The 15917-nt window shown below is 67.3% G+C and carries 15 protein-coding genes and 2 pseudogenes; 12 read left to right on the top strand and 5 right to left on the bottom strand.

The annotated features are described in order from the left end of the window. Positions 1-63: 63 nt before the first annotated feature. The gene (locus H7J89_RS12120; RefSeq protein ID WP_264043740.1) at positions 64-1536 is read right to left on the bottom strand and encodes an acetyl-coenzyme A carboxylase carboxyl transferase subunits beta/alpha; all 1473 of its coding nucleotides are present in this window, start codon (positions 1534-1536) and stop codon (positions 64-66) included. A 27-nt stretch (positions 1537-1563) separates the two neighbouring features. Between H7J89_RS12120 and H7J89_RS12125 the strand changes: the two genes are divergently transcribed. The 7 genes from H7J89_RS12125 (at position 1564) to H7J89_RS12155 (ending at position 8601) form a co-directional block, all read left to right on the top strand. Beyond that, positions 1564-2295 (top strand): enoyl-CoA hydratase, encoded by a 732-nt coding sequence (locus tag H7J89_RS12125; RefSeq protein ID WP_264043742.1) that lies wholly within the window; start codon positions 1564-1566, stop codon positions 2293-2295. A 5-nt stretch (positions 2296-2300) separates the two neighbouring features. Continuing rightward, a complete protein-coding gene (locus H7J89_RS12130; protein ID WP_264043744.1) occupies positions 2301-3413 on the top strand; it encodes an MBL fold metallo-hydrolase in 1113 nt (370 codons plus the stop codon). Between the two features lie 38 nt (positions 3414-3451). Next, entirely contained in the window at positions 3452-5029 is a 1578-nt protein-coding gene (locus H7J89_RS12135) for a serine hydrolase (RefSeq protein ID WP_264043746.1), read from the top strand. Further along, positions 5026-7398 (top strand): cation-translocating P-type ATPase, encoded by a 2373-nt coding sequence (locus H7J89_RS12140; protein ID WP_264043748.1) that lies wholly within the window; start codon positions 5026-5028, stop codon positions 7396-7398. The genes H7J89_RS12135 and H7J89_RS12140 overlap by 4 nt, the downstream gene beginning before the upstream one ends. A 40-nt stretch (positions 7399-7438) precedes the next feature. Beyond that, on the top strand, positions 7439-7627 hold the full coding sequence (locus tag H7J89_RS12145) for an antitoxin (protein WP_264043750.1): 189 nt from the start codon (positions 7439-7441) through the stop codon (positions 7625-7627). Positions 7628-7631: 4 nt separating this feature from the next. Further along, on the top strand, positions 7632-8102 hold the full coding sequence (locus H7J89_RS12150; protein WP_264043752.1) for a type II toxin-antitoxin system Rv0910 family toxin: 471 nt from the start codon (positions 7632-7634) through the stop codon (positions 8100-8102). A gap of 64 nt (positions 8103-8166) precedes the next feature. Beyond that, positions 8167-8601, top strand: coding sequence for a hypothetical protein (locus H7J89_RS12155; protein WP_067200041.1), 435 nt, complete (start codon positions 8167-8169; stop codon positions 8599-8601). A gap of 4 nt (positions 8602-8605) precedes the next feature. Here the strand turns inward: H7J89_RS12155 and H7J89_RS12160 are convergent, their stop codons facing one another. The 3 genes from H7J89_RS12160 to H7J89_RS12170 are packed head-to-tail and all read right to left on the bottom strand — an operon-like array spanning position 8606 to position 11830. Then, entirely contained in the window at positions 8606-9088 is a 483-nt protein-coding gene (locus tag H7J89_RS12160) for a VOC family protein (RefSeq protein WP_264043755.1), read from the bottom strand. Beyond that, positions 9088-10602 carry a carotenoid oxygenase family protein gene (locus H7J89_RS12165; RefSeq protein WP_264043757.1) on the bottom strand — a complete coding sequence of 505 codons (1515 nt, stop codon included), beginning with the start codon at positions 10600-10602 and terminating at the stop codon, positions 9088-9090. Before H7J89_RS12165 ends, H7J89_RS12160 begins: the two co-directional genes overlap by 1 nt. A gap of 1 nt (position 10603) precedes the next feature. Beyond that, positions 10604-11830, bottom strand: a complete 1227-nt coding sequence (locus H7J89_RS12170; protein ID WP_264043759.1) for an acetyl-CoA acetyltransferase — start codon at positions 11828-11830, stop codon at positions 10604-10606. Between the two features lie 607 nt (positions 11831-12437). Between H7J89_RS12170 and H7J89_RS12175 the strand changes: the two genes are divergently transcribed. The 3 genes from H7J89_RS12175 to H7J89_RS12185 all read left to right on the top strand — a co-directional run bounded on the left by H7J89_RS12175 (position 12438) and on the right by H7J89_RS12185 (position 14421). Next, entirely contained in the window at positions 12438-13916 is a 1479-nt protein-coding gene (locus H7J89_RS12175) for a glycoside hydrolase family 183 protein (protein ID WP_264043761.1), read from the top strand. Positions 13917-14000: 84 nt separating this feature from the next. Next, entirely contained in the window at positions 14001-14141 is a 141-nt protein-coding gene (locus H7J89_RS12180) for a hypothetical protein (protein WP_156622462.1), read from the top strand. Positions 14142-14187: 46 nt separating this feature from the next. Next, positions 14188-14421, top strand: coding sequence for a hypothetical protein (locus H7J89_RS12185; protein WP_264043764.1), 234 nt, complete (start codon positions 14188-14190; stop codon positions 14419-14421). A gap of 71 nt (positions 14422-14492) precedes the next feature. On the opposite strand, the pseudogene H7J89_RS12190 reads toward H7J89_RS12185, so the two are convergent. Beyond that, positions 14493-14666, bottom strand: a pseudogene (locus tag H7J89_RS12190) (IS481 family transposase); the annotation flags it as partial. A 171-nt stretch (positions 14667-14837) separates the two neighbouring features. Between H7J89_RS12190 and H7J89_RS12195 the strand changes: the two are divergent. After that, positions 14838-15128: a transposase gene (locus H7J89_RS12195; RefSeq protein ID WP_264043766.1), complete on the top strand. Its 291-nt coding sequence runs from the start codon at positions 14838-14840 to the stop codon at positions 15126-15128. Next, a pseudogene (locus H7J89_RS12200) lies at positions 15125-15917 on the top strand (IS3 family transposase); the annotation flags it as partial. The gene H7J89_RS12195 and the pseudogene H7J89_RS12200, both read left to right, overlap by 4 nt.

The raw sequence follows: 15917 nt of genomic DNA on the forward strand, positions 1-15917 counted from the left end.
CGGTGACGTTTTGCGGCGTGTCGTGTGCGGTGGCTTACGTGTCGTGAGCTGATCGGCGAAAGGTCAGGGCAATCCGATGCGGCGGTAGCGCTGCAAGCGGGCCGTTAACCGTTCGCCCGCGGGGAGCGCTCGCAGCGCATGCACCTCGGCGGCGATGGCGCGCGAGAGTCGCTGGCAGAACTCGACCGGCTCGTCGGCGGCGTCGGGATGCTCCGGCACGACCGCGTCGACGATGCCCGACGCCAGCAGGTCCGCCGATCGGATGCCTTGCGCCGCGGCAAGTTCGGCGGCGTGGGCGGTGTCTCGGAAGACGATCGCGCTGGCGCCTTCGGGCGGGAGCGGCGCCAGCCAAGCGTGCAGCGCGGCCAGCACCCGATCGGCGGGCACCATCGCCAGCGCCGGCCCGCCGCTGCCCTGGCCGAGCAGCACCGACACCGTCGGGGTATCGAGGGTCACCAACTCGGCCAGGCACTGAGCGATCTGGCCGGCCAGGCCGCCCTGTTCGGCCTCGGCCGACAGCGCGGGACCGGCGGTGTCGATCACCAGCACCAGCGGAAGGCGCAGCTCGGCGGCCAGCGCCATCCCGCGCCGGGCCTCGCGCAGCGACGCCGGCCCCACCATCCCGCCCGTCACCCGCTGCTGTCCGAGCACCACCGCGGGCTGACCGGCGAAACGGGCCAGCGCCAGCAGGGTCGTCGCCGCTTCTCCCTGCCCCGTGCCCGACAGCAGTACCAGATCGGTGGCGCCGTGGCGGAGCAGCAGCCCGACACCCGGCCGGTCGGGGCGGCGGGACGCCACCACCGAGTCCCACGCCGGCACGTCGGGGAGCGGCTCGGGCGGTGCCGCCGCCGGCAGCGGATCGGGTGGGTCGGCGATGACGGTCAGCGCGCGGTCCAGCGTCCGGCGCAGCTCGCCAACCGGGACGACGCCGTCGATCACGCTGTGGCGCTGCAGGTTCTCCGCCGTCTGGACGCCTTCGGGGAACGGTTCGCCGTAGAGCAGCTGGTACACCCGGGGCCCGAGGAAGCCGATCATGGCGTCCGGTTCGGCGACGGTGACATGGCCGAGCGAACCCCACGACGCGAACACCCCGCCGGTGGTGGGATTGCGCAGGTAGACCAGGTGGGGCAGGTGGGCCTGCTTGTGCAGGCGGACGGCGGCGGCGATCTTCACCATCTGCAGGAAGGCGACCGTGCCCTCCTGCATGCGGGTGCCCCCGGAGCTCGGCGAAGCCAGCAGCGGCAGGCGTTCGGCGGTCGCTCGCTGCACCGCGGCGGTGATCCGTTCGGCCGCGGCCACCCCGATCGAGCCGCCGAGGAAGCCGAACTCGCAGACCACCACTGCGACCCGGCGGCCGTAGATGCGTCCCTCGCCGGTCAGCACCGATTCGTCGAGGCCGGTGGCCGCCCGCGCGTCGGCCAGCTCTCGCGCGTAGGTCTCGCTGACCGGCACCGCGAGCGGCTCGCTGTCCCACCGGATGAAGGAGCCCTCGTCCAGCACCGCGTCGCGCAGCTGAGCAGCCGTGATACGACTCACGACACGAGGCTATATAGGGTGGCTGCCATGATCGGTGTTACCCAGGCCGAAGCCGTGCTGACGATTGAGCTGCAGCGGCCCGAGCGCCGCAACGCGCTGAATTCCCAGCTCGTCGAGGAGCTGCGGGAGGCGTTCCAGAAGGCGAGCGACGGCTCCGTCCGTGCCATCGTGCTGACCGGGCAAGGCACCGCGTTCTGCGCCGGCGCCGACCTGAGCGGCGACGCGTTTGCCGCCGACTATCCGGACCGGCTCATCGAGCTGCACAAGGTGATGGATACCACGCTGATCCCGGTGATCGCCGCCATCAACGGTCCCGCCATCGGGGCGGGCCTGCAGCTGGCCATGCAATGCGATTTGCGGGTCGTCGCACCGGACGCGTTCTTCCAGTTCCCGACATCGAAATACGGTCTGGCGCTTGACAACTGGAGCATTCGCCGGTTGTCTTCGCTGGTCGGGCACGGGCGAGCCCGCGCGATGCTGCTGGCCGCGGAGAAGCTGACCGCCGACGCGGCGCTGCAGACCGGCATGGCCAACCGCATCGGAACGCTGGCCGACGCCCAAGCGTGGGCCGCCGAGATCTCCGGGCTGGCACCGCTCGCGATTCAGCATGCCAAGCGCGTGCTGAACGACGACGGCGCCATCGAGGAGGCCGGGCCGGTGCACAAGGAGCTGTTCGACAGGGCGTGGGGCAGCCAGGACGTAATCGAGGCCCAGGTCGCCCGCATCGAGAAGCGACCGCCGAAGTTCCAGGGGGCCTGACCGTCATGCTGCGGGGGGCGCTGCGACTGGCCGCCGGCACGGCTTCGCTGGTGGCCGGCAGCTGGGTGGTGCGGGCGCTGCACGGCGCACCGGCGGCCCTCGGCGCCCACCCCGCCGCGATCAGGGCGGTGGCGGAGCGGTCACCGAACTACCGCGACGGCGCGTTCGTCAACCTCGACCCCGCCTCCAATTTCATGATGGATCGCGAAGAACTGCGGCTGGTCGCGTGGGAGCTTATCGGCAGTCGGGGCGTGAGCCGGCCTTCGGCGCCAATCCCGTTGGCCGCCCCCGCGATCTTCGACGGTGACCCCGGCCGGCTCGCCGTCAGCTGGTTCGGTCACTCGACGGCGCTGCTGGAGATCGACGGTTACCGGGTGCTCACCGACCCGGTCTGGAGCGATCGGTGCTCACCGTCGGACATCGTCGGACCGCAGCGGCTGCACCCGCCGCCGGTGCAACTGGAAGGGCTGCCCGCCGTCGACGCGGTGGTGATCAGCCATGACCACTACGACCACCTCGATATGGACACGGTGACGGCGCTGGCCCACACGCAGCGGGCCCCGTTCTTCGTGCCGCTCGGTGTCGGCGCTCACCTGCGCGCGTGGGGGATACCGGAGCACCGCATCGTCGAGCTCGACTGGCATCAGAGCGGCCTGGTCGATCAGCTGACCGTGACTTGCCTGCCGGCGCGGCACTTTTCGGGTCGCTTCCTGGATCGCAATACCACGCTGTGGGCGTCGTGGACATTCATCGGTCCGAATCATCGCGCCTACTTCGGCGGCGACACCGGCTACACCAAGAGCTTCGCGCAGATCGGCGCCGACCATGGGCCGTTCGACCTGACGCTGTTGCCCATCGGCGCCTACAACACCGCGTGGCCGGACGTCCACATGAACCCCGAGGAAGCGGTGCGGGCGCACCTGGACCTCACCGGTGACGGGCTGCTAGTGCCGATTCATTGGGGCACCTTCCGGCTGGCCCCCCACCCGTGGGCCGAGCCGGTCGAACGCCTGCTCGCCGCCGCGGAACCGGAACACGTCAAAGTTGCGGTCCCCGCCCCCGGCCAACGCATCGATCCCGCGGCGCCGCCGAAATCGAACCCCTGGTGGCGGCTCTGATTCGGGGGTTCGCCAACCTCCCACGCTAGAGTTCCGCCATGACGAAACGCGCGGCCGCGGCCGTTGCCACGGTGCTGCTCGGCCTGACCGGATGCGGGCCCGCCCAACCGGTATCCAGCCCGCCCGCGCCCTCTGACGCGCCGCCCAACGAGGTGTCGGGTCTCGCGATCCCCGCCGGCCGCGTCGACGAAGCGGTCGCCAAGGTCGACGGCCTCGTCGGCGACCTGATGAAGGGCACCGGCGTCCCGGGGATGGCCTTGGCCATCGTCCATGGCGGAAAGGTGCTGTACGCCAAGGGGTTCGGCGTCAAGGATGTGAGCAAAGGCCAGGGCCAGGACAACAAGGTGGACGCCGACACCGTTTTCCAGTTGGCTTCGGTGTCCAAGTCGGTCGGCTCGACGGTGGTCGCACACGAAGTCAGCGACAACGTCGTCGCATGGGACACCCCGGTGGCGTCCAAGTTGCCGTGGTTCACGCTGAGCGATCCCTACGTCACGGCGCACGTCACCGTCGCCGACCTGTATTCGCATCGCTCCGGGCTGCCCGACCATGCCGGTGACAAACTCGAAGACTTGGGCTACGACCGTCGGCAAACCCTCGAACGGCTGAAGTACCTGCCGTTGGCGCCGTTTCGAATCAGCTACGCCTACACCAACTATGGGGTAACCGCGGCGGCCGAGGCGGTGGCCGCCGCGGCGGGCAAGTCATGGGAGGACCTGTCCAACGAGGTGCTCTACCGGCCCCTGGGGATGACATCGACCAGTTCGCGGTTCGCCGACTTCGTCGCACGACCCAACCATGCGGCCAACCACATCAAGATCGCGGACAAGTGGGAGGCCCGATTCCAGCGGGACCCCGATGCACAGTCCCCCGCGGGCGGGGTGAGCTCGTCGGTGAACGACATGGCCCGCTGGCTGATGATGTTGCTGGGCAACGGAACATACAACGGACAGCGGATCGCGTCGCCGGAAGCCTTGCTGGCCGCCACCAGCCCGCAGACGGTTTCGGTGCCCGCGAAGACGCCCAAGGCGCGCCCGGGGTTCTACGGATACGGCTTCAACGCGTCGGTCGACTCGTCGGGCCGCACCGAATACAGTCATTCCGGTGCTTTCGATTTGGGGGCGGCGACAAACTTCGTGGTGATGCCCTCGGAGGACTTGGGCATCATCGCGCTGACGAATGGCGCGCCCTATGGCATCCCGGAGACGCTGACCGCCGAATTCATGGATCTTGTGCAGTACGGCCAGATTCGTGAGGACTGGGGGGCTCTGTACCAGAAGGCGATCGGCTGGCTGAACAACCCGGAGGGATCGCTGGTCGGCAAGCGGCCGCCGGACAATCCCGCGCCGGCCAGGCCGCTCAGCGACTATGCGGGCGTGTATGCCAGCGACTACTGGGGCCCGGCCGTCGTCACCGAACACGACGGCTCCCTGCAGCTGGTGATGGGCCCCAAGAACCGGACGGTCACGCTGACGCACTGGGACGGCGACACCTTCACCTTCGGTCTGACCGACGAAAACGCCCCGCCCGGAACGATTTCCAAGGCCACCTTCGCGGGACGGACGCTCAACCTGGAGTACTACGACTCGGACAAGCTGGGAACGTTCACCCGATGATCGCCGGTCTGACCGATGCCGAGGTGGCGCAGCGGGTCGCCGCGGGCAAGAGCAACGCGGTCCGCGAACGCGCCACCCGCAGCATCGCCGACATCGTGCGGGCCAACGTCTTCACCCGGATCAACGCGATCCTGGGGGTGTTGTTGCTGATCGTGCTGGCAACGGGGTCGCTGATCAACGGGATGTTCGGGCTGCTCATCATCGCCAACAGCGTCATCGGCATGGTCCAGGAGATTCGTGCCAAACGGACGCTGGATGCGCTGGCCATCGTCGGGCAGGCGAAGCCGTTGGTGCGCAGGCAATCCGGGACGCGCACGCTGTCGCCTTCCGAGGTGGTGCTCGACGACATCATCGAACTCGGACCCGGGGACCAAGTCGTCGTCGACGGCCAGATCGTCGAAGAGGCGAATCTGGAGGTCGACGAGTCGTTGCTGACCGGCGAGGCCGACCCGATGGTCAAGGCCACCGGCGATGCGGTCATGTCCGGCAGCTTCGTCGTCGCCGGCACGGGCGCCTACCGCGCCACCAAGGTCGGGCCGGAGGCCTATGCCGCCAAGCTCGCCGAAGAGGCCAGCAAGTTCACGTTGGTGAAATCCGAACTGCGCAACGGGATCAACCGGATCCTGCAGTTCATCACCTACCTGTTGGTGCCGGCCGGCCTGCTGACGATCTACACCCAGTTCTTCACCACGCACGCGGGCTGGCGGCAGTCCGTGCTCCGGACCGTGGGTGCGTTGGTCCCGATGGTGCCCGAAGGCCTGGTCTTGCTGACGTCGGTTGCATTCGCCGTCGGGGTGGTCCGGCTCGGGCAGCGCCGGTGTCTCGTGCAGGAGCTGCCCGCGATCGAGGGACTCGCCCGGGTCGATGTGGTCTGCGCGGACAAGACGGGCACCCTGACCGAGAACGGCATGCGGGTTGCGGGTGTCGAGGAACTCGAAGCGGCACAGCGGCACAGGGTCACCGACGCCCTGGCGGCGTTGGCCGCCGCCGACCCGCGCCCGAACGCGAGCATGCAGGCGATCGCCGAGAGCTATCAGCGTCCACCCGGTTGGACCGCCACGGCCACCGCGCCGTTCAAGTCGGCCACCAAGTGGAGCGGGGTGTCCTTCGGGGATAACGGCAACTGGGTGATCGGGGCGCCGGACGTGCTGCTCGATCCGGCGTCGGGTGCGGCCGAACAGGCCGAGCGGATCGGCGCGCAGGGTTTGCGGGTGCTGCTGGTCGGCACCGGTGACGTTGCCGTTGACCATCCGGACGCGCCGGGACGCGTGACCCCCGTCGCGCTGGTGGTGCTCGAGCAGCGGGTGCGCCCCGACGCCGCGGACACCCTGGACTATTTTGCCGAGCAGGGTGTTTCGGTCAAGGTCATTTCCGGCGACAACGCGGTGTCGGTCGGCGCCGTCGCCGACAAGCTCGGGCTGCGCGGGGAGACGATGGACGCGCGCCGGCTGCCGGCGGAACCCGCGCAACTGGCCGACGCGCTGGACGCCCACACCACCTTCGGCCGGGTGCGGCCCGACCAGAAGCGGGCGATGGTGCACGCCCTGCAATCGCACGGGCATACGGTCGCGATGACCGGCGACGGCGTCAACGACGTGCTGGCGCTCAAGGATGCCGACATCGGTGTAGCGATGGGTGCCGGCAGCCCGGCGTCGCGCGCGGTCGCGCAGATCGTGTTGCTGGACAACAGGTTTGCCACCCTGCCGTACGTCGTCGGCGAGGGCCGGCGGGTGATCGGCAACATCGAGAGGGTCGCCAACCTGTTCTTGACCAAGACCGTCTACTCGGTGCTGTTGGCGCTGCTGGTCGGCATCGAATGCCTGTTCGCCAAGCCGCTCAAAGTCGATCCCTTGCTGTACCCGTTTCAGCCGATACACGTCACCATCGCGGCGTGGTTCACCATCGGGATCCCGTCGTTCATCCTGTCGCTCGCGCCCAATAACGAACGCGCCTACCCGGGCTTTGTGCGGCGGGTGCTGAGCTCGGCGCTGCCCTCCGGGCTCATCGTCGGCACCGCGACGTTCGGGTCCTACCTGGTGGCCTATCACGGCCGGCACGCGTCGTTCCAGCAACAGGAGCAGGCGTCGACCGCGGCCCTGATCACGCTGCTGATGACGGCGCTGTGGGTGCTCGCGGTGGTCGCGCGCCCCTACCAGTGGTGGCGGGTCGCGCTGGTGATCGGCTCCGGCCTGGCCTACGTGGTGATCTTCAGCATCCCGCTGGCCCGCCGGGCGTTCCTGCTCGATCCCTCCGATGTCGTGGTGACGTCCACCGCAGTGGGGATCGGCATGCTGGGCGCCGGGGCCATCGAGGCGATGTGGTGGATCCGGGCACGGGTGCTGGGCGTGCAGCCGCGGCTGTGGCGCTAACGGCCGCCAAGTAGGATTTCGGCGGGGAAAGGACGGGTACATGGGATTCCTGGACAAGGCCAAAGAGCTCTTGTCGCAGAACGCCGACAAGGTCGAAACCGCGGTCGACAAGGCCGGCGAATTCGTCGACGAGAAGACGCAGGGCAAGTACTCCGACACCATCCACAAAGTGCAAGAAGAGGCCAAGAAAGCGGCCGGGACCGCGGCTAAAGGCGACGACCAGAACTGAGCTCATGGCGAAACTCTCCGGATCCATCGACGTCCCGCTACCACCCGAGGTGGCCTGGAAGCATGCCTCCGACCTGTCCCGGTACAAGGATTGGCTGACCATCCACCGGGTATGGCGCAGCAAACTGCCCGACGACATCGACAAGGGCACCGTCGTGGAGTCGATCGTCGAAGTCAAGGGCATGTACAACCGGATCAGGTGGACGGTCGTGCGCTACAAGCCACCGGAAGGCATGACGCTCAACGGTGACGGCGTCGGTGGCGTCAAGGTCAAGCTGATGGCCAAAGTTCAGCCCGCGGAAGAGGGCTCGGTCGTCAGCTTCGATGTCCACCTCGGTGGCCCCGCCCTGTTCGGGCCGATCGGCATGATCGTCGCCGCCGCGCTGCGTGGCGACATCGACATGTCGCTGCAGAACTTCGTCACGGTATTCACCCGCCCGGACCCCGGGATGAACGGCTCCGGCGGTCGTCGCTGACCGACGGGCGCCACGCGAGCGGGACGGCGCCGAGGTCGGTCCCACGTCGGCTAATCTCGCTTGCATGACTCGCCGGCTGCGCCCTGGTTGGCTGGTGGCGCTCTTCGCGTTGGTGATTTCCGCCAGCGCTTGGCTGCCGTGGTTGACGACGGCGGTCAACGGCGGGGGCTGGGCAAACGCCATCGGAGGCGCCCACGGGAACTTGGAACTGCCGCGAGGGTTCGGCGCGGGCCAGCTCATCGTTTTGCTGTCCTCCGCGCTGTTGGTGACCGGGGCGATGGTCGGCCGCGGACTGTCGGTCAGGCTTGCTTCGGTTGGCGCGCTAGTGATTTCGCTGTTGATCGTCGCGCTGACGGCGTGGTATTACAAGCTCAACGTGAATCCGCCGGTATCGGCCCAATATGGCCTGTACGTCGGCGCGGTCGCGGCGGTCTGTGCGGTGGTCTGCTCGATTGCGGCGGTCATCGCCGCCCTGGCTTCCGGTCGGTCCGGCCGCTGAGACCTCAGGACGACGGGAACTCGTGCGTTCCCGAAGCGGAGCTGTCGCTCGGCTCGTTGACGCCGAACACGAAGGGCGCGAACACGATTTCGCGGCCGTCCGGGTCGCGGTAGGTGACGGCGCCCGTCGCCGCCCAGTACGGATGCTGTTCGGCGGGTTCGATGCCCGCCGCTTGCAGCCGGGCGATCGCCGTCTGTTGCGCCTGCTGGTCGGGGAAGTACAGGCACAGCTGTTCGTGGTGGTCCACGGCGACGGGCTCGACGGATTCCACGATCTCCAGGGTCAGGTTCCAGCTGGGCAGTCCGAAGATGGCGCCGTTGCTGCCGTAGCTCTCGCCGAAGGTCTCGAAGAGCGGCAAGCCCACCAGGTCGCGGTAGAACCGCACCGTCTCGTGGAAGTTCGCCGACCGGCGTGCGAAACGTATGCCGCCGATCGACGCCAGTTGCATCGGCCAGTGCGTGGTGCGGCGGGGATTCTGGGCGCCCATCACAACCCGACCGCGCTTGCCGCCGACTCGGCGGTATCCCAGCGCCGCAGCTGGTGGCCGGGCGCCCACGTCGAGTGGGTTCCGCTGGAAATGCGCTCCGGCAGTTGGAGTTTGCACACCGGGCCATCAGCGATCCGGGCGGCGTCGAAGATCACGCAATAGGAGGCGTCGGTGTTCATGTCGGTGGTGAGGGTGACCAGGTAACCGTCGTCCTCCCCGGTGGCTCCGACCCGTGGCGCCATTGCCGTTTCGCTTCCATAGACGCCGTCGCCGAAGCGGAAGTCCTGTTGGTTTCCGGTGCACAGGTCGTGTTTGACCAGTCCGTCGAACAAGAACCAGCCGGGCTTGCCGGTGGCGGCATAGGCGTAGCGGTAGTCGCCCGCGGCGTAGTCCGGGTTGATGGTGCCGAACTCGGTGATGGACTCCGACAGCCGCTCCTCCCGCACCGCTCCGGTGGCGAGGTTGAAACGCCAACGGTGCAGCCGCGATTGCAGGCGGTCCAGCGCCAGGAACCGAAACAGCTTGTCCCACTTCGATCCACCGGTGTCAGCTGGCGAAGGATCGCCCTCGAAGAAACCGTCAAGCACAATCTCGTCGCCGTCCTCGTAGGCGTTGACGAAGTGCAGCACGAACGTGGGGTCCGCTTCGAACCAACGGACGTCACCGGTTCCGCCGCGGCGGGGCAGGATCGCGAACCGCGACGGGATATCGGGATAGAAGCGCGGCAGGTGCACGTCGTGCTCGAGCAGGCCGGGGTCCCAGAACAACGGAAAGTCGTTGAGAATCACGTAGTTTTCGGTGAACGCCATGTCGTGCGGCAGTCGCGGCCCGGGCAGCGGGATGTCCACGTAGTGGACCAACTCGCTGCTCTCGTCGACCACGCCGTAGCGCATGTACGGCTCCCGCTTGCTGTAGTTGAAGAACAGCAGTTCACCGGTTTTGCTGTCCACCTTCGGGTGGGCGGACACACCCCAATCGGTCGGGAAGCGCCCGTTCCAGCTTTCCTTACCCAGCGTCTCGCCCGAGTACGGGTTGACCCGGTAGAGGTCGCCGCACTGGTAGAAGCTGGTCAGCGCGACGCCCCGGTGCACGATGACGTCGGTGCTCGACGCGTCTTTCATCCGGGTGCGGGCGCCCCACCCATGCTCACGCTTGGCCAATTGCACCGGCTCGGCCAGCCCCGGCCACAGCGGACCCCCGGCTTCGTTCTCCGCCAGGAAGCCGTCGGTACGGACAAAGCGGTTGCGGTAGAAGGCTTTTCCATCGCGAAAGCCGACCATGTGCAGCATGCCGTCGCCGTCGAACGGGTGATACGTCTTCAGCGCCGGGTGCAACGGATTTTCGGTATTGCGCAGGTAGATGCCGTCCAGGTCGCGCGGGAGTTCCCCTTCAACGGCGGTGAGGTTGTCGGCGTCCCACTCGGTGATCTGGGGACGCCACGGTCCGGTCCGGTACGGGTGGTCGTCGTCTTCGGGCAGGGTGGACAGGAATTTGCCGACGATCTCAACATCCATGTCACGCGCTTTCTGCTGTGCGGACAACGAAACTCACCGTGGTGGCGGTGCTGCCGCCGAAGTTGAGGGTGCCGAACGTCTTGGCGCCCTCGACCTGATACTCCCCGGCCGCGCCGCTGACCTGCTTGGCCGCGTCGAGCAACATGCGCACGCCGGAAGCCCCGACCGGATGGCCGCCGCCGATCAGTCCGCCGCTGGGGTTGATCGGCAGCCGGCCGCCGATCTCGATCTCACCGTTCTCGATGGCCTTCCACGACTCTCCGGGGCCGGTCAGCCCGATGTGGTCGATGGCCAGATACTCGCTGGGGGTGAAGCAATCGTGCACCTCGTACCCGTCGAGGTGGTCCAGGGTCAGGCGGGCGCGGCGCAGGGCGTCGTGCACCGCGGCCCGCACGTGCGGAAGGAGGTAAGGGTCATCGACGGCTCGGTCCAATTTCTGCCGCAGACCCAGTCCCACCGTCCGGTGCCCCCAGCCCTCGATGCGGCCGACCGGGCGCGCATCGGGATGGTCGCGCAGATAGGCATCGCCGACCAAAACCAATCCCGCTGCGCCGTCGGTCATTTGGCTGCAGTCGAAGCGCCGCAGCCGGCCCTCGGTGATCGGGTTGGTGGTGTCGTCGTCCGTAATGGGGTCGGGGACGGTCCACGCGCGGGTCTGGGCGTTGGGGTTACGCCGCGCGTTGGCGAAGTTCAGCTGCGCGATCGCCCGCAGGTGCGCGTCGTCCAAGCCGTAGCGCCGGTCGTATTCTTCGGCGACCTCGGCGAACATCGACGGCCACAGGTACCGCGCGTCGGCGCCCTCGTGGCCCGTCCACGCGGCCGCACCCAGGTGCTGGGCCGCGGTGTCGCCGGGCACCGTCTTCTCGAGCTCGATCCCCACCACCAACGCGGTGTCATAGGCGCCCGACCGCAGGTCGGCCATCGCCGACAGCGTCGCGATGCTGCCGGACGCGCACGCCGCCTCGTGCCGGGAGGCCGGAGTGTCCCAGAGGTCCGCGCAAACCGTGGCCGGCATCGCCCCGAGGTGGCCCTGGCCGGCGAACATCTCCCCGAATGCGTTCGCAACGTGGACCACTTTGATGTCGGCCGGATTCACCTTGGCCGAGGCGAGCGTGGCCTCGACGACCTCCGCGGTGAGGTCGGCGAAGTCACGGCCCTCCTTGGTGAGGTTGCGGGCGAAATCGGTTTGCCAGCCGCCCAGAATCCACACACCCGCAGAGTCATCCATACGCCGCACGGTACTCCTGGAAAACCTCGTCGTTCAGGCGTATCGCGGGCGGTCGTGGCCGAAAAGGAGCCTGAAATGGGGCGGCCCCGTCGGCTCTCGGGCTGAACCGACGGGACCTAGGCGTACGCGAAGGCCGGCCGACGCGTTCGCCTCTCATGGAACATTGCCCCGTACGGCGGCAGACAAACATGCGGACTCAACCTCATTGCGTGAGGGCGAAAACATTTTGAGGTCTTCGGGTTTCTCGCCGGCGTCCCGCACCCGGGTTTGTGGGTCGCACCCGTCAGCGCGAATCGGGCGCGTGCGGGCGTGCCCGTCCCCTTGGGCGACGGCCGGGTTCGCTGGTCGCCGCGAGGCGGGCAAACACTCGCGCGGCGCCTTTCGCCCGGACGACACGGGCGAGAGCCGGCCGGGTGGAAAGGGCTGCGCCGGCGCTCGCCAGGGAGCGGGTGAGCGGGACCATGGTGCCCGCCTGGCGGGTTTCGACACGGTCACGGATGCGTACCTATCGCCGCATCACTAGTCACAACAGTCGCACTAATCACTATCGTCACATGAGCCAACTACGGACGTCAATGCGGTGTCCCCGCAGCTCGAAAGGTGTTACATGTCGGCGATTCTTCGAAGTGTGTCGCTATCAATGGCGTCGGCGGCCGCGGTCGGACTCGTCTACGTGGTCGGCCCGGCGCCGACGGCCAATGCCACCCCGTGCGGAGCGCCAGAAGCGAATGTGGAACCGCCCGCCGCGCCGCCGGCGATGCCAGCACCCCAACCGGTCGTTCAGCCGCCCACCGGGCGCAGACCCACCCACACCAATGACCAGGCGCCGCTGCCCAAGCTGGGACCGCTGATCTCGTCATTCCTCAAGCCGGCGATCCCTCGACAGGTCGCGCCGATGAGACCGCAGGCGGAGGTCCTTCCGCCCGGGCCGAATCCCCCCGTCCCCGGTCTGCCGCAACCGCCCAACGCCGGTCAGCTGCAGCCCAACGCCGCCCCGGTCCCGCCGCCGCAGCCACCGGCGGAGGCGCCGCCCGTCTCGATTGCCGGGGCCCCCACTTCGCTCGTCGACTGGGTGACCGGACCCGACGGCCCGAACAAGACCCTGCAGCGTTTCAGCATTTCCGGCACCGACCTCGGTATCGCTTGGGACAACGGGGATCCCGTGAACCGTCAGGTCCTGATGGCCTTCGGCGACACCTTCGGTTACTGCAAAGTCAAGGGTCAACAGTGGCGCTACAACACGCTGTTCCGCAGCTCGGACCGGGATCTGTCACACGGAATCCACATCGCGGACGGCATCCCCAACGACCGGTACTCCGGTTCGCCCGTGTGGGCGACGAGCCTGTCCAAGCAGGTCGTCAACACCATCCACAAGGCAGCCCACGAGACGGGGATCATTCCGACGGCCGGCATCTCGATCGGCAGAACGCAGTACATGAGCTACATGTCGATCCGGCAGTGGGGCCGAGACGGCGAATGGAGCACGAACTACTCGGCGATCGCGCGGTCCAACGACAACGGCCAGAACTGGGGAATCTTCCCCACCTCGATCCGCACGGCCTCCGCGGACGCCATTCCGGGAGCCGGGTTCACCCCCGGCAATGAAAACTTTCAAATGGGTGCCTTCATGAAAGGCAACGACGGTTACCTGTATCAATTCGGGACCCCGTCGGGACGCGGCGGTGCGGCATTCCTGTCGCGGGTGCCGCCGGGTCAGTTGCCCGACATCACCAAGTACCAGTACTGGAACGGCGACAACGGCGGCCGCTGGGTGCCCAACAATCCGGGCGCGGCGACGCCGATCTTCCCGGGCCCGGTGGGCGAAATGTCGGCCCAATACAACAGCTATCTCAAGCAATACCTGGTGCTCTACACCAACGGTGGCAGCAACGACGTGGTCGCGCGCACCGCGCCGGCCCCGCAGGGGCCGTGGAGCCCCGAGCAACCGCTCGTGTCCGCCTTCTCGATGCCCGGTGGCATTTATGCGCCGATGATTCACCCCTGGTCGTCGGGGCGGGACCTGTACTTCAACCTGTCGCTGTGGTCGGCATACGACGTGATGCTGATGCACACCGTCTTGCCCTAATCGTGATCGTGTCGCACCCCGAATAGTCGGTAAAGCAGGCGCACCCTGAATGAAGCGGGGACCTAGCGAGAGAGGAGATCGACGATGATCACTTTCGAGAACCCGGCGACGTCGACTGCCGCTAAGCCGCGGCGGCCAGACATCGAGGTCCGCATCGAGGGCGTGCGCCGCCGCGACGGTGCCGTCCGGCTCGGCATCATGCTCGACGGGCGGATGGCGACATAACCCAGCGCGACGGCGCAGGCCGCAACGGCCGCGGCAATATGTACGCGTGAGTTGGGCGAAGCGTGAAGCAAGGGCGCTTGCGGACATGACACTGACTGGCGATGCGCTGCTTGCCGAGCTCGAAGACTATATCCGCGTACACCATCCGCTTTTGACGGATGTTCGGCTGGAGCGCGCGACCGCCACCGAGGAGTACGACACCGGCGCCCAACCGCCTCGACGCTGGTACGACGTGATCTACCTGGCTGACGACGGCGAAGGCTATGGGGTCAGACCGTAAGTGCCCCTGTTCAGTGTCGGTTGATTCTTGACGCTTCTGTTTCGGTTGATCCTTGACACTCTTGTTGTGTGTTAGGCGTCTGCGCTGGTGCGCAGGGCCCGTTTGTTTCGTACCTCTCCGTTGCTGGTGCGGGCGGCGGTTTTGACGAGTTGGTTGTCGATCCAAAACCGCAGCAGCTCACCATCGACGTGGACATCGCAGCGGGCGCCGGCGTAGTGGCGCCCCACGCTGACTTGCTGCCAGGACTGAGGTTCCCCCGAGACCGTAGAGGCATCAGCTATAAGGGGTAGCGATGTCAGAGAAACGGAAGAAGTATGACCGTGAGTTCCGGGATGGGGCTGTGCGGATCGTGCGGGAGACGGGTAAGCCGTGAGGTTCCCCCGAGACCGTAGAGGCATCAGCTATAAGGGGTAGCGATGTCAGAGAAACGGAAGAAGTATGACCGTGAGTTCCGGGATGGGGCTGTGCGGATCGTGCGGGAGACGGGTAAGCCGATCGCGGCGGTGGCGCGCGATCTGGGGATGAATCCGGGCACCTTGGGGAACTGGGTTGCCCAGGATCAGGAGCAGNGCGAGGGCCGTGGGGAGTTGTCCAAGGACGATCTGGCCGAGCTGAAGCGTTTGCGGGCGGAGAACGCCGAGCTGCGGATGGAGCGTGATGTCCTCAAGCGATCAGTGGTCCTGTGGGTGAAGGAGGCGACGAAGTGAGCGTGGCATGCTTCATCGCCGACCAGAGGACCAAAAATGTCGTGTGCCACATGCTGTGACATGCCGTGTGCTGCAGGTCAGCCTGGCGTGGTTCTACAAGTGGCTGGGCCGCGCCGAGGATCCCGACGGGCTGCACACCGACACTGATCGGCGCCGCGCCGAGCTGGATGTGGCGGTCGCCGAGGCGTTCGCTAAGGCCAAGGGCTTGCATGGTTCCCCGCGACTGGTCGACGATCTGCGCGATGAGGGCTGGACGGTGTCGGTGAACACGGTCGCCGACTCGATGCGTCGCCAGCTGCTGGTGGCGCGTCCCAAGAAGCGCCGCAATGGGTTGACCAAGCAGGACAAGACCGCACCGAAGTTTGCCGACCTGGTCAAACGGGACTTCACCGCTGATGCACCGAACCGCAAATGGGTGGGTGACATGACGGAGATTCCCACCGACTCCGGGAAGCTGTATTTGGCGACTGTGATCGACCTGTACAGCCGGCGGCTGCTGGGGGCGGCAATGGGCCTGCACCCGGACGCCGAGCTGGCCTGTGCGGCCATCAAGATGGCGGTGGCAGCCCGTGGTGGCCGCGAGGGCATCTGGCGCGACGAACTTGAGCAGCGGGTCATTTTCCACACCGACCGTGGCAGCACTTATACCGCCAGGGTGTTCACCAAGCTGTGTGCTGAGCTGGGGATCCGCCAATCCATGGGGCGGGTCGGGTCGTGCTTCGACAACGCCGCGGCCGAGGCGTTCTTCTCCTCGCTGGAATGGGAAGTGTTGTCCCGCAATCAGTTCCG

This window comes from Mycobacterium paraffinicum, assembly GCF_025822865.1.
GTDB classification, from domain to species: Bacteria; Actinomycetota; Actinomycetes; order Mycobacteriales; family Mycobacteriaceae; genus Mycobacterium; species Mycobacterium paraffinicum.

Bases quoted from the DNA above. Each gene is read 5' to 3' on its own strand.
- H7J89_RS12125 (WP_264043742.1), top strand. From the start codon at position 1,564: ATGATCGGTGTTACCCAGGCCGAAGCCGTGCTGACGATTGAGCTGCAG.
- H7J89_RS12130 (WP_264043744.1), top strand. From the start codon at position 2,301: ATGCTGCGGGGGGCGCTGCGACTGGCCGCCGGCACGGCTTCGCTGGTG.
- H7J89_RS12135 (WP_264043746.1), top strand. From the start codon at position 3,452: ATGACGAAACGCGCGGCCGCGGCCGTTGCCACGGTGCTGCTCGGCCTG.
- H7J89_RS12140 (WP_264043748.1), top strand. From the start codon at position 5,026: ATGATCGCCGGTCTGACCGATGCCGAGGTGGCGCAGCGGGTCGCCGCG.
- H7J89_RS12145 (WP_264043750.1), top strand. From the start codon at position 7,439: ATGGGATTCCTGGACAAGGCCAAAGAGCTCTTGTCGCAGAACGCCGAC.
- H7J89_RS12150 (WP_264043752.1), top strand. From the start codon at position 7,632: ATGGCGAAACTCTCCGGATCCATCGACGTCCCGCTACCACCCGAGGTG.
- H7J89_RS12155 (WP_067200041.1), top strand. From the start codon at position 8,167: ATGACTCGCCGGCTGCGCCCTGGTTGGCTGGTGGCGCTCTTCGCGTTG.
- H7J89_RS12160 (WP_264043755.1), bottom strand. From the start codon at position 9,088: ATGGGCGCCCAGAATCCCCGCCGCACCACGCACTGGCCGATGCAACTG.
- H7J89_RS12165 (WP_264043757.1), bottom strand. From the start codon at position 10,602: ATGGATGTTGAGATCGTCGGCAAATTCCTGTCCACCCTGCCCGAAGAC.
- H7J89_RS12170 (WP_264043759.1), bottom strand. From the start codon at position 11,830: ATGGATGACTCTGCGGGTGTGTGGATTCTGGGCGGCTGGCAAACCGAT.
- H7J89_RS12175 (WP_264043761.1), top strand. From the start codon at position 12,438: ATGTCGGCGATTCTTCGAAGTGTGTCGCTATCAATGGCGTCGGCGGCC.
- H7J89_RS12180 (WP_156622462.1), top strand. From the start codon at position 14,001: ATGATCACTTTCGAGAACCCGGCGACGTCGACTGCCGCTAAGCCGCGG.